Origin of the sequence: Emticicia fluvialis (genome assembly GCF_024793945.1) — a bacterium.
Taxonomy (GTDB): Bacteria; Bacteroidota; Bacteroidia; order Cytophagales; family Spirosomataceae; genus Emticicia; species Emticicia fluvialis.
In genome coordinates this window covers 72,459-87,469 of record NZ_JANUSD010000017.1, presented here as the reverse complement: position 1 = coordinate 87,469, position 15,011 = coordinate 72,459, and the positions used below count along the sequence as shown (strand labels likewise).

Below are 15,011 nucleotides of genomic sequence, written 5' to 3'. Positions count from 1 at the left end.
TTTCCGTTATAGCGGAATATTCCCGTGTTTCTTGCGCGGCATGGTGTCTACCTTGTTTTCGAGCATTTTAAACGCTTTCAGCAGTTTTTCACGGGTGTCTTCCGGCTTTATTACCTCATCAACATAACCTCTGTGTGCCGCCTTATACGGGTTGGCAAATTTATCTGTGTATTCATCAATTTTGTGCTGCAATTCTGCCTGTGGGTCGGCAGCTTCACCTATTTCCTTACGGAAAATAATCTCAGCTGCTCCGGCGGCTCCCATTACAGCAATTTCGGCCGATGTCCAGGCGTAGTTCAGGTCGGCGCCTATGTGCTTGGAGTTCATTACGCAATACGCGCCTCCATACGCCTTACGGGTAATTACCGTAACCCGCGGCACCGTTGCCTCGCTGAACGCATACAATAACTTGGCGCCATGCATAATAATGCCGTTCCATTCCTGATCTGTGCCGGGCAGAAATCCCGGTACGTCTTCCAGTACCAGCAGGGGAATATTAAAGCAGTCGCAGAAGCGTACAAACCTGGCGCCTTTAATGCTGGCGTCAATATCCAACACCCCGGCCAGCACAGCAGGCTGGTTGCCTACAATTCCAATACTGCGCCCACCTATACGGGCAAAGCCAATTACTATGTTTTCGGCATAGCTTTTATGCACTTCAAAAAAACTATCAGTGTCAACCAGTTCATCAATCAGTTCGCGTACATCATAAGGCTGGTTGGGGTTTTCCGGTATCAGGTCTGTTAGTTTTGGTCGCTTTTCGTTTCCGTCTGTTTCATAAGCCGCAAAAGGGGGCTGTTCTTCACAGTTTGACGGCACGTAGCTAAGCAGCTTCTTGATGTCGTTGATGCACTGCACCTCATTAGCTGCCACAAAATGCGTAACGCCCGACTTGGTAGCGTGGGTAATGGCACCGCCGAGTTCTTCAGAGGTTACGTCTTCATGGGTAACGGTTTTAACCACATTAGGGCCTGTTACAAACATGTAAGATGTGTTTTCAACCATGAAGATGTAATCAGTTAGGGCTGGTGAATACACTGCACCCCCCGCACATGGCCCCATAATGGCTGATATCTGCGGAATAACTCCTGAGGCACGCGTATTGCGGTAGAAAATATCTGCATAGCCGGCCAGAGAGTTTACACCCTCCTGAATACGTGCGCCGCCTGAATCGTTCAGGCCGATGAGCGGAGCGCCGTTTTTCATGGCCATATCCATTAGTTTACAAATTTTTTCGGCGTATGTTTCAGAGAGCGAACCTCCGAAAACGGTGAAATCCTGTGCAAAAACGTAAATCAGCCTGCCACTTACCGTGCCATAGCCTGTTACCACACCATCGCCCAGATAATATTCTTTGTCCAGGCCAAAATCTTTACTCCGGTGCATCACAAACTTGCCAATTTCTTCAAAACTGCCTTCATCCAATAGCAATTCTATTCTTTCGCGGGCAGTTAGTTTTCCTTTCGCATGCTGGCTGTCAATTCTTTTGGTTCCGCCGCCTTGCAGCGCCTCAGCATTTTTAAGGTCAAGTATTTGTAGTTTTTCTATATTCGATTTTAAAGACATACGGGGTCGAGTAACTTATGATTTGAGCAAATCTAAGAAAACTGAAACAAACATGGCTCGGTTTTAATATTTTTTATTTGTAAGCCGCATTTGTGCCGGAGGCCCACCCAAAAAATTGGGTGGCTATTAGAACAAAGGATTAATTCTATGGAATGCACACCGGGCGGCGTCTGCTTACGTTGGCCTATAATAAAAAACCTTTTGTTTGGGTAGCCCGCAAATTTGTAGGCTGAATTACTTAAATATTGACTTATACCCTCATCAATTTTTTACCAACTTGGTCAGCATGGCATCAATTTCTGTTTTGGGCAACCAGCGTCCATTCAGCATCACGCCCTGCACCGTGCCTACGGCGTTTACGTCTTTCAGCGGGTTTTCGTTCAGCAAAACAAGGTCTGCCACCGCGCCGGGTTTAATAACACCCAGATTATCTTGCCTGAAAAACTTACCAATATTTACAGTACCCGTCTGCAATGCCTGATAAGGCGTAAGCCCCGCCTGAACCAGATAATTAAGCTCATGTTTGAGAGAGAAACCAGGTACACTAAAAACCTGCGGGGCGTCTGAACCCAGCAGCAAGCCAACACCCTGCCGCTGGCACTCGCGGATAATTGTGCGCCGCACCTCAATAAATTTGAGAACTGATGCCGGTTGATAAGCCGGGTTTTTCATGGTGTTATCTTTAGACCTTGCCCAGCCATCCAGAGTCTTTTTGTCCATATACTTCATTTCCGACCAGGCAAGCAATTCTTTAGCCGTTCTATTGGGCGACTGCCAGTGTTCGGCCAGTGTCTGGGTGGGTACTATCCAGACACCGTTGTCTTTGATGGTTTTCAGTATTTTATCAAGCCTTGCTATATCGGCATTGTGCCCTACAAACAGGCCGAATAATCCGGCTTCTTCTTCTGTCAGCGTGTCCAGCCGGGGCATCATGGCTTCTACAATGCCATCGAGGTGGTCAATGGTGGCATAACCGGCCTCAGCCGACCGCCATACGCCCACCCCAAAAGATACGTGCCCGGCAAAAGGCATTTTTTCTTCTTTTGCCGTTTTTACAATGGCCTCAAAATTGGTTTTGGTTATGCCCGGGTGCATTTTCATGAAGTCGTAGCCTGCCTTTTTCTGGCTTCTTACTTTTGCTTCGGCTTCTTCAGGGGTTTTGATACTGGCTCCGCTGAACGACGGCCCGGAAGTATAAATACGTGGCCCAAGTAATTCGCCCGATTGCACCTGGCTCCGTAATTGCAAATGCAAAGGGTGGCCCAGCATACTTCTGATGGTAGTTACGCCGTTGGCTGCAAACAGTTGCAATACGTCTTTCATAGGTTGCACGTCATCAACCGGTGGCACATGGGCGTGCATTTCTGCGAGGCCGGGCATCAGGTATTTTCCTCTGGCATCAATCACCAAAGCGTTCTTGTCATATTTCAGTTTTGCGCCTATGGCGGTAATCAAACCGTTTTTTATCAGTACAGTCTGGTTAGCAAGTACTGTTTCATGTGTCATGGGTATTACCGAGACGTTGATAAATACAATTTCCCGCTGGCGCGAATCTGTAGTTTGTTGTGCCGCTGTACGCAAAGAAAAGACAGCGAGCCATAATATTAGCAGGTTTTTCATAGTTATAGATGCATAAAATGGGGTGGAAACTCGTTTCCTTGCCAAAGGAAGCTAATGCAATATAGCCAAAATTGATGTGCAAAAACACAAATTGTAAGATTCTTTAGATAACAGATATCCGGCAACTTATCTGCTCATTATCTGTTATATGGCTGCACAAGTGTTTTGCTAATCGCAGGCCTCCGGGTAAGCGGCACATGGGCAATTAAAACATATTAACTCAGATTTGGTTTAACTTAGCAATCATACTTTCATTTTGCATGACTTACAATAAAGCCTACCGGGTAAAACTCATAGAAGTTATTTTTTTGTTGCTGGTTGTTACAGGCCTGCTGCAGTATATAGATGTGGTAGCGCAATGGCAAACCGCCGTGCTTACCAACAGCCGCCTGCTGTGGTTTTCGGCAGGGGGCATCCTGCTATTAAGTATCTTATTGTCGGCAATATGGCAGTATTTTGATAAGAAGGTCAATCTACATGAGTGGTTTCAGACCATCATTATATTTTTTGTGGCCCATCAGATAGCCAATTTCGGGGTTTCAAAAATCATGCAAATCCAGTTTCAGTTACCGCAATCGGTGCTGGAACGCCCCGTTGGCGAGCTGAACGGTTACTGGATGACCTGGACCTACTTTGGCTATTCGCCTACTTTTACCATTATTCTGGGGTCTTTGCAGATAGTAGGTTCGGTGCTGTTATTGTTTAAAAAAACACGCCTGCTGGCCACGTTTATTTTGCTGCCAATGATGATAAACGTATGCTTTATGGAGCATTTCTATCAGATTTCTCCGCTGGCTTATTTTAATGCACTGCATTATACTGCGGTTCTGTTTTTTATTTTGCTGCAATACTATGAGGGGCTCTTGCACCTGCTTTTTTCATATAAAGAGTATTTCTACTTTGATAAGAAAACCCTTTTGCTAAGTTTGGCTCGCCTAATTGTAATTGGCGGAGCCTTCTGGCATATTTTCTGGCTTAAGAAGAATGACCGGCAGGCCAAAGAATTAATAGGCGTATGGCAGGTTGATGCTATAACAATGCAGAATCGTTCGGTAATACCTGAAAACGGCACTGAAGGAAACGTATGGTCGAGGATTTATTTTGAGCAGAATAATAGCTGCCTGTTTAAGTTTGATTCTGAAAAATTTAATGACAGCAAAGACTGGTATGGGCATTATGAAACTGAACCGAAGCAACGCAGGGCAACTATTGTTTTCAGAAGAAACAATCAGGCAGACTCCCTGAAACTCAGTTATCAGGTGTCGGGCAATAATCTTACATTGTCGGGTGTTTATCAGCGGGCTCCCTTGGTAATAAAACTCAGCAGATTAAAATAGGCTTACAGGCTTTCTATGATTTTCATAATCGGTCCCGGATTCAGGAACAGATACACCAGCAGAAATATATAAATAAACAGCAGCACACGTTTTTCTAAATCCAGCGCAATTCTTTTGGCTCCGCCTTTAGGGTCTTTAAAAATCATGAAGTAGGGAATCCTAAGATAATAAAAAACCGATATAGCAGTATTGAGCAGGCTGATGATAAGCACCACCAGCACCACATTATTGCCGGTGTCGTTATAGGCATTCCAGAGAGCCGTAAAAATCAACAGCTTGCCGGTAAAACCCACAGTAGGCGGAAACCCCACCAGGGCTATCATTATAATTACTGCTGCCAGCCCCAGAAAGACGTTCTCCTGTCCCAAACCTTTCAGGCTTTCCAGTTCATAGCTTTCGGTTTTCAATGCCAGCAAATCTACCAGTAAAAACGCGGCTAGTGTTATAAACAGATAGGTAGCTACATAAAAAGTGGCCGATTGAACACCAAACTGATTAAGCGCCAGCAAGCCCACCAGCATAAACCCTGCATGGGCAATGGTTGAGTACCCCAGCATACGTTTGGTATTGTTCTGCCACAGTGCCGACAAATTGCCAATCAGCAAAGAGCCGGTAATTATAATGGCCAGTGTCATTCTGAAATCTATACTCAGGCCGTTCAGAAACCGAATCAATACAACTACTACACCCAGCTTGGGGGCAATAGATAAAAACGCCACAATAGGGGTAGGAGAGGCCTCATATACGTCGGGTGTCCAGCTATGAAAAGGCACTGCCGAGAGTTTGAAAAGCAAACCGCCGATGGTCATAAAAACTGCCAGATTGGCTACCCATGGTGGGTTCTGCCCCAGAAAGGTCATAAACTCATGGCTGCCAAAGTTGAGTGTGCCTGTCATTCCATAAAGTATAGACACACCATACAGCATGACCGCTGAGCTGGTTGCTCCGGTTAGCAGGTACTTAATGCCTGCCTCGGCGTTGGGTTTGGCCTTGTTAATTACTACCAGTAAGTATGAACAAATAGAAACGGTCTCAATTGCCACATAAAGTGTAAGCAGGTGAGACGTCATGCTCATAATAAAAAGCCCCAGAATAAGCGCCAGAAACAAAACATAAAACTCACCAACTACCTGGTACCCTACAATCCAGAGATGCAGAATAACCGCCGCTGCGGCAAGTGCAATGGTAACTTTAAAAAATATGCTGAGGCTGTCGAGAAATATCAGTCCATGAAATAATGATACCCCTGAGTTAAAATTGTTTTCAAGAAAATGATAAGAAGCAAAAAATATAAAACCAATGGTTACCAGCACCGCCAGCGTTAGTATGTTGTATAATAACGGCCGATACTGCTTCGAAAAAGCTACAATACCTACTACTACAAGAAAAATCCCGGCAAAAATCAGCTCGGGTAGTATCAGTCTGCTGCTTGATAATATATGTGAAATTTTCTCTAGCATTACCTGTGTTATAAACCGGCTGTTGGGTGCCTGGCTGTGGGTAGATTCTTCTAAAATTTGGTTATAAAAATTCTTACGCTCTCGCTGCTTACGTCAAAAATCAGATTAGGGAAAACGCCAAAAGCAAAAGCCAGGGCAGCCAGGCCATAAAGCATTACCATCTCGCGGATGTCCAGGTCTTTCATGTGGGATTCCTGATTACGGTTAACCCAGAATTTTCCGAAAAACATTTTCTGCAATGTCCATAAAAAATAGGCTGCCGAAAGCACAAGGCCTAAAGTGGCCAGCATCGGAATCCAGTCGGGCAATAGCTGCGATTTAAAACCACCCATCAGCGTAAAAAACTCTCCGATAAAACCCGGTAAGGCTGGCAGGCCCAGGCCACCAAAAAAACCAATGGTTACAGCCAGTGTAAACAATGGCATACGGGTAGACAAACCTCTGAAATTATCAATAATGCGGTTATGGGTGCGGTCGTATATTACGCCGGCAATCAGGAAGAGCATGGCAGACAAAATACCGTGGCCAAACATCTGGTATATGGCGCCGTTTATGCCTTCGGCAGTAAGAGACGCAATACCCAGCAACACAAATCCCATGTGCGATACCGACGAGTAGGCAATCATCTTTTTAAGGTCTTTTTGTGCCAGTGCATTAAAGGCTCCGTAAATAATAGATAAAACGCCTGCCCCGGCCACCACCATTGCAAATTGCTGGGCGGCATCAGGGAAAAACCCATAGGCAATACGAATAAACCCGTAGGCGCCTATTTTCAGCAATACACCAGCCAGAATAACCGAAACCGGCGTTGGCGCTTCCACGTGGGCATCGGGCAGCCAGGTGTGTAAAGGCACAGCCGGAAGTTTAATGCCAAAGCCAATCAGCAGTAATATAAAAGCAAAGGCTCGCGGAGCCATCCCGAATATCTGATGGGGGCTGTCTGGCGACAATAACGAAAAAGGAATAAAATTGCGGGTGTCGTTCAGCAGCCGGAAATCAAAAGTATGTACAGTGGTGTTCAGTTCCTGTGTCAGGAGGGTATCCTGTACCGACATCCCCAGGCCAATCATTACTATCAGTATAAAAACAGACCCAACGAAGGTGTAAATGAAAAACTTGATGGCGGCATACTCTCTTCGTTCGCCACCCCATATTCCAATCAGAAAATACATGGGCAGCAGCATAAACTCAAAGAAAATAAAGAACAGAAAGAAGTCTAGTGCAACAAAGCAACCCAGAACCGTTCCTGATAGCAACAGATACAATGAATGATAGGCTTTTTGCCGGTGGGAAATGTTGAATGACGCCACCGCGCCTACCACAAACACAATACCTGACAGCAGCACCATAGGCAGATTGATACCATCTACGCCCAGTATGTAGTCAATAGACAAGCTGCCCAGATTACCCAGCCCCAGGCGTATCCACTCATAATGCTCCAGAAACTGAAAGCCCGTCAACTGCGTATCATAAGTGCTGTAGAGGGTAATGATATTGAGTAGGTTAATAAAACTTACCAGCACCGATATCCACTTGAAAGAATCTTTGTAGGTATCGGGCAATAACAACACCAGCACCGCCGCTATTATCGGAAGAAAAATAAGTGTTGAAAGTAGAATATTATTCATGCCGTTTTTCCCGGTCCGAGAATTTTAATAAGGTTATACTATTAAATAAACTATTAATAAAACCAGACAAACAAAAATGGTGATCATGTATGTCTGGGCTTTTCCGTTCTGAATCTGACGGGTATAACTACCCATTTTTACCGTCGAATTAGCTACAAAGTTAACAAAGCCATCAATGATGTTCTGTTCTATCCAGCTCACTAATTCTGAAATCAGCAACATTAGTCTGGCAGACAGATTAACGATTCCGTCAATGACCACTACGTCAAACTTCTGAATATAAGGGCTGATACTCAAAACCGGATTCACAAAAACTATCTGGTAGATTTCGCTCAGGTAAAAATTATGAAATATAAGCCTGTTAAACATTCCATCAGGCTGGGTTTTAAATTGATCAATGGCGGCTCTTTCTTCTCTGGTGTATCTGTAACCGAGCCATAGCCCGGCAGCTGAAACCAGCATGGCAATGAGGGCCATCCAATGGAAACCACCGGAATGATGAGGGAACGACTCAAAGAACCAGCTGCTTTCGGCATAAAATGGGTTTACTGAAAAAACAAAGCCTATTGAAGCCACAGCCATTACCAGCACCGACCATTCCATGGGGCCCATTTCCTGCATGGTTTCATAAAAGTGTTCAATAATCAGTTTATCGTCTTCGTCCGGGTTATCATCCACGTTTACTATTCCTTCAATGCGGCGCGTGAGCCTCTTATATAAACTAATGGCTCCGGAAGATATCAATTCAACGGGGTTATCTTCATAATCCAGAAAAACCAGATACACCTGGCGCATCATATAAAAAGCGCTCAGCCCTGAAACCACAAGTGTGCATACAGGAAGGATATAGGCGGCCGTAGACGACTGATGACTGGCCCAGTCGAAAGCTGCTACAATAATGGCATCTTTAGACAAAAAGCCAGAAAAAAACGGAATACCCGCCAGAGCTGCGGCACATATAGTGTAGCAGTAAAATATAACCGGCATCTGCCCGCGCAGGTTGCCCATCTGGCGCATATCCTGTTGATGATGTGTATAGTGAATAACAGCCCCAGCCGACAAAAACAGGCCTGCCTTAAAAAAAGCGTGAGTAAGTAAATGAAACAATGCGGCATTAACAGCGCCCGTGCCTAAAGCTACTACCATAAGCCCAAGCTGAGAGATGGTAGAGTAGGCCAGTAATTTTTTAATATCATATTGGTTAAGCGCCGATAAGGCTCCGAGCAAGGCTGTAAATATACCAACCAACGCCATTACAAGTAGTGCGTCCGGGTTAAGAAGCGGATACACCCTTGCCATCAGAAAAATACCAGCGGCAACCATAGTAGCTGCATGTATAAGCGCCGAAACCGGCGTGGGGCCTTCCATGGCGTCAGGCAACCAGGCCTGTAAGGGTAACTGCGCCGACTTGGCCACGCAACCGCAAAAAATAAGCAAACCCATTGTGGTAATAACCGGGCTGCCAAAAGCTTCGGCCGACAACAGTTTGGCTTTTTCTGCTATCAGCGAAATATCAAATGTGCCAAAATAGCGGTAAACCAGAAAAATACCTATCAGAAAGCCCACATCACCAACACGATTGACCAGAAACGCCTTTTTGGCCGCATTAGTGGCCGATTGTTTTTCATACCAGAAACCGATGAGCAGATATGAACAAAGCCCGACGAGTTCCCAGAAAATATAAATCATGAGCAGATTGCCTGAAATGACAATGCCCAGCATAGCCAGCACAAATAAATTAATATAGGCGTAGTAGCGGCCAAAGTCGGTGTCGCCAGACATATAGCGCATAGAAAACACCTGTACCCATAAAGCAATAAACTGAACCAGAAAAAACATCATAAAGGTGAGTTCGTTCAGCAGAATATCAATTGCAAATGTGGTTGAGCCAAAATGGAACCAGTCGAGGTGGATTACATACCCGGAGCCATTATTGATGCTGATACCCATAGAAAAAAGCACCCCCACCACATTGAGCGAAATGGAAAGAAGACCCACCGATTGTTCACTTAAGGTGTTTCGTTTAAACAGCAGCAACGAAAACCCAATAAAGTATAACAAAAGGTTGATTAATATTACTTGCTCGGCAGACATTCAGATTAAACGCTTTTTTGCAAATATCTTACCTAATGAGTTATAAAGCAAAGATGATGCACATTTTTGTCTTTAATTTATACACAGCATCTGCGCGCACTTAAGGCCTGAAGCCACATGGAAGGGTGTTGCCAGCCGGAAGCATTAGGTTTTTTTTAGGCTCATAAAAGTGTTGACCGCTGCTGATGATAATTCGTTTTTATTCGCTTATCTTTCGACGTTTTTATGGCCAACCAAGCCGATGGATTTGCCGCACATTAATCACCTTTATTATTATTAAAAACTATGAGTTCACCGTTTTTGGGTTTACGCACCGCCACTTATAAAGTAGGCAATTTAGATGAGGCAAAAGCCTGGTATAGCCGTGTATTTGAAACAGAGCCTTATTTCGACCAGCCTTTTTATGTAGGTTATAATATTGGTGGGTTTGAACTTGGCCTTGTGCCAGACGAAAAAAACGATGGCAAAACCGATGGCGTAGTAACCTATTGGGGTGTAGCAGATGTTGAGGCCGTGCTGGCTACCCTGCTGGCCAATGGCGCTACGCTATACGAAGACCCCACCGACGTTGGTGACGGCATAAAAGTTGCCGCTGCAAAAGACCCCTGGGGCAATGTGGTGGGTGTTATTTTTAACCCTCATTTCAGCTCGGGTTCGTAAAAATTTCTGAAGGTTTTGGTTACACCCTGAAAAATCGAAAACTGTGCCATTACGTAAAATAGTATCTGAAAGTAGACGTGCAGGCCTGTTGGTGAAACATATAAAAAATATATCTCAGACATAGTCAGGATTGAAAAAAATATTGAGCCTGCCAGAAACCAGTAATAGCTGCTGTTGCTGGCTTTGCGCATTAGTGCTGTAATAATAAGCAAGGCTAAAAATGTCATGTACAATATTGAAGAAAAGAAAAAGGCTGAGCCAAGCACCGGCGATACAATTAGAACTGGTGCGCTGATAAGTGCAATACTCAGGGCAATTTTTTGCAGGTCTTTCCAGGTTGTACCAAAAACTGCTTCATGCCTTACGGTAGAAATGTAAAATGAGTAAGAGAGTGAATAAAACAGCAAAGCAGTTGACTTGATGTACTCGTTCTCAAATTCAAAGAATATATCTGCTATGGCCGCAAAAAGCAAACCCAGACCATAGGTATAGTCTTTCAGTTTCAAATCTTTCCTTCTTGCCGAGTAATAAAACGCCAGAAGGCAAAGTACTGGTAAGACGCAGAAATAGTTTGGAGAACCCGGATTGAGGGTATATGCACCAGTGTCGATCAAACAACTGAGCAGGTAAAATAGTTTTAACCTTAAAGGCATTTTTGAAGTTTAAAATAGCAATTGTATGACAAAAGTACTGAATTTTCTTGATTTTGAAAATTTAGCACTGTCTCTCATTGCTTCATGGCTAATAACGCTTTCAATAAAGGTATTAATTTTTTAATATCATCATACAATTGTGCCTTGTAATTTTGCAAGGCAATTTTAACTACATCTAAAATAAAAAAGAGAAATGAAAAGAAATGCAACTGCCGTTTGGCAAGGAACAGGTAAAGAAGGCAATGGCCACCTGACAACACAAAGCACAGTACTGAACGAAACACAGTATTCATTTAATTCTCGTTTTGCAGAAGGAGTAGGTACAAATCCTGAAGAACTGATTGCGGCCGCTCATGCCGGATGTTTTACCATGAAACTAAGTTTCAACCTTTCGGGTGCTGGTTTTATGCCTGAAAAACTAGAGACCAAATGTGAGATTACTTTTGAAAACGGCGAAATTACCCTTTCTCATTTGATACTGAACGCCAGCGTACCTGAAATTACAAAAGAAAAGTTTGATGAGCTGGTAGCAGATGCAGAGGCTAACTGCCCGATATCAAAGCTATTGAACACTAAAATATCGGTAGATGCTACATTGGCTTAATGCCTCATAAATGCAATTTTAGAAAGCTATTACTGCGTCGCAGGCCAAGCACCTGCTGCAAAGGTGATAGCTTTTTTTGGTGGTTGTTATTCAGTTTGCCTGTCAGCATATCTGGCGGTAAATATGCAGGTGTTGTTCGGTGAATTTATCCCACGAGAACTTCTGAGCCTGCGCCAGAGATTTTTTACTAAGTGCCAGATGCAGGTTTTTGTCGGTATATAATTGTAGCATGGCACCGGCTATGGCTTCTTCATCGGTGGGGTCAACCAGTATGCCGGCGTCTTCAACTACCTCGGGCAACGAGCTTTTGGTTGATGAAATAACTGGTGTGCCGCATTGCATGGCTTCAAGTGGTGGCAAGCCAAACCCTTCATACAAAGAGGGATACACAAAACCCAATGCAGCTGAATAAATGGCTGCCAGGTCTTTGTCTTCTACATAACCTGTAATAATTATTTTGTCTCTTAAGGAAGGATTAGCCTTTATCTCATCAAAAATTGCTTCAAAGTCCCAGCCTTTGGTGCCAACCAAAACCAGGTTCAGGTCTTCAATTTTTTCTTGCTCAACCAGCTTAATAAAGCTTCTGATGGTTCGCTCAATGTTTTTTCGTGGTTCTAAAGTAGATAGCGACAACAAGTATCGCTTATGCACACTGATGCCATATTTTTTAAGAACGTTCTCAATTTCTTCGTTATCTCTTACCTGATAAAATTTCTCTGCCGATGCAGCCAGCGGTACTACAAATACTCTGTCAGGCGATACCCCCGTTGCTTCACAGAGGTCGTTTTTGGTTGATTCTGAAATACAAACCGGATAAGTACCCTTTTTGATACAATCTAAAATCTGTTTGGTTATGCTCACGTTCCATTCGCCAAAATATTGAGGAAACAGATAAGGGATTATATCATGAACCGTAATAACTCTGGCAGGTTTGGTTAAGGCTTCCAGACCCGCCGGGGTTGGTAAAAAAGGCGAATGATAAACGTCATATTGCTCTAAAGCGCTGATAACCGGATTATACCCGGGTTTCAGGCGTGCCCTAAGCCTGGTAAATACTTCTCTTATCAGTTTTTGAGGCAATGACTTGTAAGCAAAGGCCGAAACCAGGCTGTTTTCAAAGTGGGCATATCTCAGGTCTTTGGGTGTATTCAGAACCGGATAGCCTGCATTTGGGTAGTTTTTTTCTAGAAACCCCAGAATTTCGGGTAAATGTTGGGTGCCTGTAATGGCAAGTTCAATGTCGGGGCTGCGATGCAGACCGTAAATCAGATTTTCTGCCACACGGTAAATACCCGTTCGCGATTGTTCATTAAAAAAACCCAGACCTAAAACGGCGCCATCTAAAACTACTCTGCTCATTTTTTAATGATTAATTATTCTATTAACAATCAGCTCTTTTACTTCGGCACTTTCAGGGTGTGCTACATAAACGGTTTCAACATTATTACGCTCAAAGGGTAAGCCAATGCTTGCCTTATGATTATGAATAAGGTAAACCGGCAGATTTGCCAGCGGAAAAAACGGATAGCCTACACTTTTGTAGACGGTAATGGTTTTGCAAAAGATGCTGCATAAATGCTCGGGGAACGAATCAAGCGTAAGTGCATAAGTGGCCTGTTGCGATAAAAGAGCTAGCTCATGAATATTTATTTTGCCCGATGTATCAGTAATTCTGTTTCTTAACGGTGCCTCAACCTGAACCAGTATCTGTTGCGAAAGCGTTGTTTGCCCGCAAAGCAATACGTTATATCCGGTTTTAGCGAGCAGGTCGTTCAGCACCGCCGCCCAAAAGGCAGCCGATAACTGTTTCTGTTCTCCACCAGACTCCGGAAAAACCATAAGATATGGCGCCGTGGGCAGGGTTGTTTTTTCTGCTATGCGCCCGGTGGTTACGCCGGGGGCAATCGGGAAATAAGGTTCCACATCTGCCAGCGTGCCGGTAATACCCATTTCGCGCAGAAGCATAAAATACATATCGAAATGATGAAACTCACCGTCGGGTACATCAAATTCAATATCCAGCAGGCCTCCCAGTCCGCGCCGGGCAAAACCCATGGCACGTCCTGTTTTTATAAACGGCAATACAAAATGTGCTACGGCATCGCTGTATCTGACATCTATATAGTAATCATAAGAATGCTGTTGTAGCAATGGTATAGCAGCACGGAAGGTACTGTAAAATTGTGCAAGCTTTTCTCTGCCATTTATCTTCCTGCGGTTGGTCTGGTAGTGGTCTATATAAATGGTGCGGTCTATGTAAGGATTATGCTCATTAACGGGCGCACACCAGCTTGGCGCAAGCAAATCTATAATGATATCCGGATACTTTTTCTTTATTATCGGAAACAGATACGTAACCGTAAGGGCATCGCCCAAATGCCCAAGAGAGGCTATCAGCACTCGTTTGGGCGACGTAACAGAGTAGTTACGGGGGCGTTTTTTAAAAAACAGGCTGGCATATATATCCACGAAGAAATCCATCACTTTTAGCGGAATGGTTTCACGCGGGGTACCACAGTATTTCCTCATAGGTAAAATCTTTTCTTATAGTTTATAGCCCTGCTCGCCAATATGCACCTTCCAGAATTCTGTTTCGTAAATATCCCAGGCATGGCAGCCAAAAGGTAAGCCTTTGTTGAGTTCGTAGGCTTTTTGGGGCATGTGTTCAACAGCAAATTTCAATGCCTGCCTCCAGCCCGGAGTCCGCACCTGTTTTAAATAGCGGTTCAGCTCAATACACCAGAACATATCTTCATTGTAAGCAGGGTGGGTGGCTGCCATTGCCAGATACTCCTCTATTTTTTTGTGGTTGCGGGGTATCAGGCTTAGTAGCTTTTGGGTTTTTCTTAAAGAGAACCCGCCATTGCCTACACTTCGTTTCATGATTATTTCTTTGGGGCCATATTTGCCATGCAGGTCTTCTTTCAGATTGAACCAGATGGCCAGCTGTTTTTTAAACTGCCAGACCCATTCTTTCCATTGGTTGTCAAACTCAATTTCAATACGCCAGGGAGCCCCAATGTAGTCGTAGCCCTGATTGCACCAGTAAGCCAGTTCATCTCTGAAAACAAAGGCATCCAGCTGGTAAATCAGCATATATTCGTAGGCCGTAAAACGTGCATAAAATTCTTCTGATAACAAAAGCCGGTTGTAAGTTAGCGTGCTTTTAAAATAACCATCGTCAAAATTTTGGGTCTGCAATTGTGGGTACTTTTCCAGCAGATAACCGACATTAAGCGAAGAAGGTTTAACCAGAATAATAGGATAGTTGCCCAGAACCCTGACACCCTGCTCAAGCGAGATGGCTTCAAAGGCAGTCAGTTGCTGCTGATAGACCGGAATAAGTACGCAAACGCTGGTATTTTTCAAACTGTAAGGCTTTTATCAAG

Annotated in this window: 12 protein-coding genes; 3 read left to right on the top strand and 9 right to left on the bottom strand. The window is 44.1% G+C overall.

Annotated features, from left to right (window positions below):
* Nucleotides 1-6: 6 nt before the first annotated feature.
* Both NZ848_RS18345 and NZ848_RS18340 read right to left on the bottom strand, forming a co-directional pair.
* Nucleotides 7-1,566 carry an acyl-CoA carboxylase subunit beta gene (locus NZ848_RS18345; RefSeq protein WP_259016748.1) on the bottom strand — a complete coding sequence of 520 codons (1,560 nt, stop codon included), beginning with the start codon at nt 1,564-1,566 and terminating at the stop codon, nt 7-9.
* Nucleotides 1,567-1,827: 261 nt separating this feature from the next.
* Nucleotides 1,828-3,186, bottom strand: a complete 1,359-nt coding sequence (locus tag NZ848_RS18340; protein ID WP_259016747.1) for an amidohydrolase family protein — start codon at nt 3,184-3,186, stop codon at nt 1,828-1,830.
* Nucleotides 3,187-3,446: 260 nt separating this feature from the next.
* Between NZ848_RS18340 and NZ848_RS18335 the strand changes: the two genes are divergently transcribed.
* Nucleotides 3,447-4,523 (top strand): hypothetical protein, encoded by a 1,077-nt coding sequence (locus NZ848_RS18335; RefSeq protein ID WP_259016746.1) that lies wholly within the window; start codon nt 3,447-3,449, stop codon nt 4,521-4,523.
* 2 nt (nt 4,524-4,525) lie between these two features.
* Here NZ848_RS18335 and NZ848_RS18330 read toward each other — a convergent pair whose 3' ends face one another.
* The 3 genes from NZ848_RS18330 to nuoL are packed head-to-tail and all read right to left on the bottom strand — an operon-like array spanning nt 4,526 to nt 9,705.
* Nucleotides 4,526-5,983 carry an NADH-quinone oxidoreductase subunit N gene (locus NZ848_RS18330; RefSeq protein WP_259016745.1) on the bottom strand — a complete coding sequence of 486 codons (1,458 nt, stop codon included), beginning with the start codon at nt 5,981-5,983 and terminating at the stop codon, nt 4,526-4,528.
* Nucleotides 5,984-6,033: 50 nt separating this feature from the next.
* A complete protein-coding gene (locus tag NZ848_RS18325) occupies nt 6,034-7,611 on the bottom strand; it encodes a complex I subunit 4 family protein (RefSeq protein WP_253526771.1) in 1,578 nt (525 codons plus the stop codon).
* A gap of 33 nt (nt 7,612-7,644) precedes the next feature.
* The gene (nuoL, locus tag NZ848_RS18320) at nt 7,645-9,705 is read right to left on the bottom strand and encodes an NADH-quinone oxidoreductase subunit L (protein ID WP_259016744.1); all 2,061 of its coding nucleotides are present in this window, start codon (nt 9,703-9,705) and stop codon (nt 7,645-7,647) included.
* Nucleotides 9,706-9,990: 285 nt separating this feature from the next.
* Between nuoL and NZ848_RS18315 the strand changes: the two genes are divergently transcribed.
* On the top strand, nt 9,991-10,365 hold the full coding sequence (locus NZ848_RS18315; RefSeq protein ID WP_259016743.1) for a VOC family protein: 375 nt from the start codon (nt 9,991-9,993) through the stop codon (nt 10,363-10,365).
* Here the strand turns inward: NZ848_RS18315 and NZ848_RS18310 are convergent.
* Complete coding sequence (locus NZ848_RS18310) at nt 10,344-11,018, bottom strand: hypothetical protein (protein ID WP_259016742.1); 675 nt, start codon at nt 11,016-11,018, stop codon at nt 10,344-10,346. The genes NZ848_RS18315 and NZ848_RS18310 overlap by 22 nt on opposite strands.
* A gap of 193 nt (nt 11,019-11,211) precedes the next feature.
* On the opposite strand from NZ848_RS18310, the gene NZ848_RS18305 reads away from it, so the two are divergent.
* Nucleotides 11,212-11,622, top strand: a complete 411-nt coding sequence (locus NZ848_RS18305) for an OsmC family protein (RefSeq protein WP_259016741.1) — start codon at nt 11,212-11,214, stop codon at nt 11,620-11,622.
* A 102-nt stretch (nt 11,623-11,724) separates the two neighbouring features.
* Here the strand turns inward: NZ848_RS18305 and NZ848_RS18300 are convergent, their stop codons facing one another.
* From NZ848_RS18300 to NZ848_RS18290, 3 genes are read right to left on the bottom strand one after another with little or no spacing between them, the layout of a single operon-like run.
* Nucleotides 11,725-12,981, bottom strand: coding sequence for a glycosyltransferase family 4 protein (locus tag NZ848_RS18300; protein ID WP_259016740.1), 1,257 nt, complete (start codon nt 12,979-12,981; stop codon nt 11,725-11,727).
* Between the two features lie 3 nt (nt 12,982-12,984).
* Entirely contained in the window at nt 12,985-14,151 is a 1,167-nt protein-coding gene (locus NZ848_RS18295) for a glycosyltransferase family 9 protein (RefSeq protein WP_259016739.1), read from the bottom strand.
* 15 nt (nt 14,152-14,166) lie between these two features.
* Nucleotides 14,167-14,991 carry a DUF5672 family protein gene (locus tag NZ848_RS18290; RefSeq protein WP_259016738.1) on the bottom strand — a complete coding sequence of 275 codons (825 nt, stop codon included), beginning with the start codon at nt 14,989-14,991 and terminating at the stop codon, nt 14,167-14,169.
* Nucleotides 14,992-15,011: the final 20 nt, after the last annotated feature.

Excerpts from the sequence above, each read along its gene's own strand:
- NZ848_RS18295 (WP_259016739.1), bottom strand. The coding sequence starts at position 14,151 with ATGAGGAAATACTGTGGTACCCCGCGTGAAACCATTCCGCTAAAAGTG.
- NZ848_RS18315 (WP_259016743.1), top strand. The coding sequence starts at position 9,991 with ATGAGTTCACCGTTTTTGGGTTTACGCACCGCCACTTATAAAGTAGGC.
- NZ848_RS18345 (WP_259016748.1), bottom strand. The coding sequence starts at position 1,566 with ATGTCTTTAAAATCGAATATAGAAAAACTACAAATACTTGACCTTAAA.
- NZ848_RS18335 (WP_259016746.1), top strand. The coding sequence starts at position 3,447 with ATGACTTACAATAAAGCCTACCGGGTAAAACTCATAGAAGTTATTTTT.
- NZ848_RS18325 (WP_253526771.1), bottom strand. The coding sequence starts at position 7,611 with ATGAATAATATTCTACTTTCAACACTTATTTTTCTTCCGATAATAGCG.
- NZ848_RS18310 (WP_259016742.1), bottom strand. The coding sequence starts at position 11,018 with ATGCCTTTAAGGTTAAAACTATTTTACCTGCTCAGTTGTTTGATCGAC.
- NZ848_RS18305 (WP_259016741.1), top strand. The coding sequence starts at position 11,212 with ATGAAAAGAAATGCAACTGCCGTTTGGCAAGGAACAGGTAAAGAAGGC.
- nuoL (WP_259016744.1), bottom strand. The coding sequence starts at position 9,705 with ATGTCTGCCGAGCAAGTAATATTAATCAACCTTTTGTTATACTTTATT.
- NZ848_RS18300 (WP_259016740.1), bottom strand. The coding sequence starts at position 12,981 with ATGAGCAGAGTAGTTTTAGATGGCGCCGTTTTAGGTCTGGGTTTTTTT.
- NZ848_RS18330 (WP_259016745.1), bottom strand. The coding sequence starts at position 5,983 with ATGCTAGAGAAAATTTCACATATATTATCAAGCAGCAGACTGATACTA.
- NZ848_RS18340 (WP_259016747.1), bottom strand. The coding sequence starts at position 3,186 with ATGAAAAACCTGCTAATATTATGGCTCGCTGTCTTTTCTTTGCGTACA.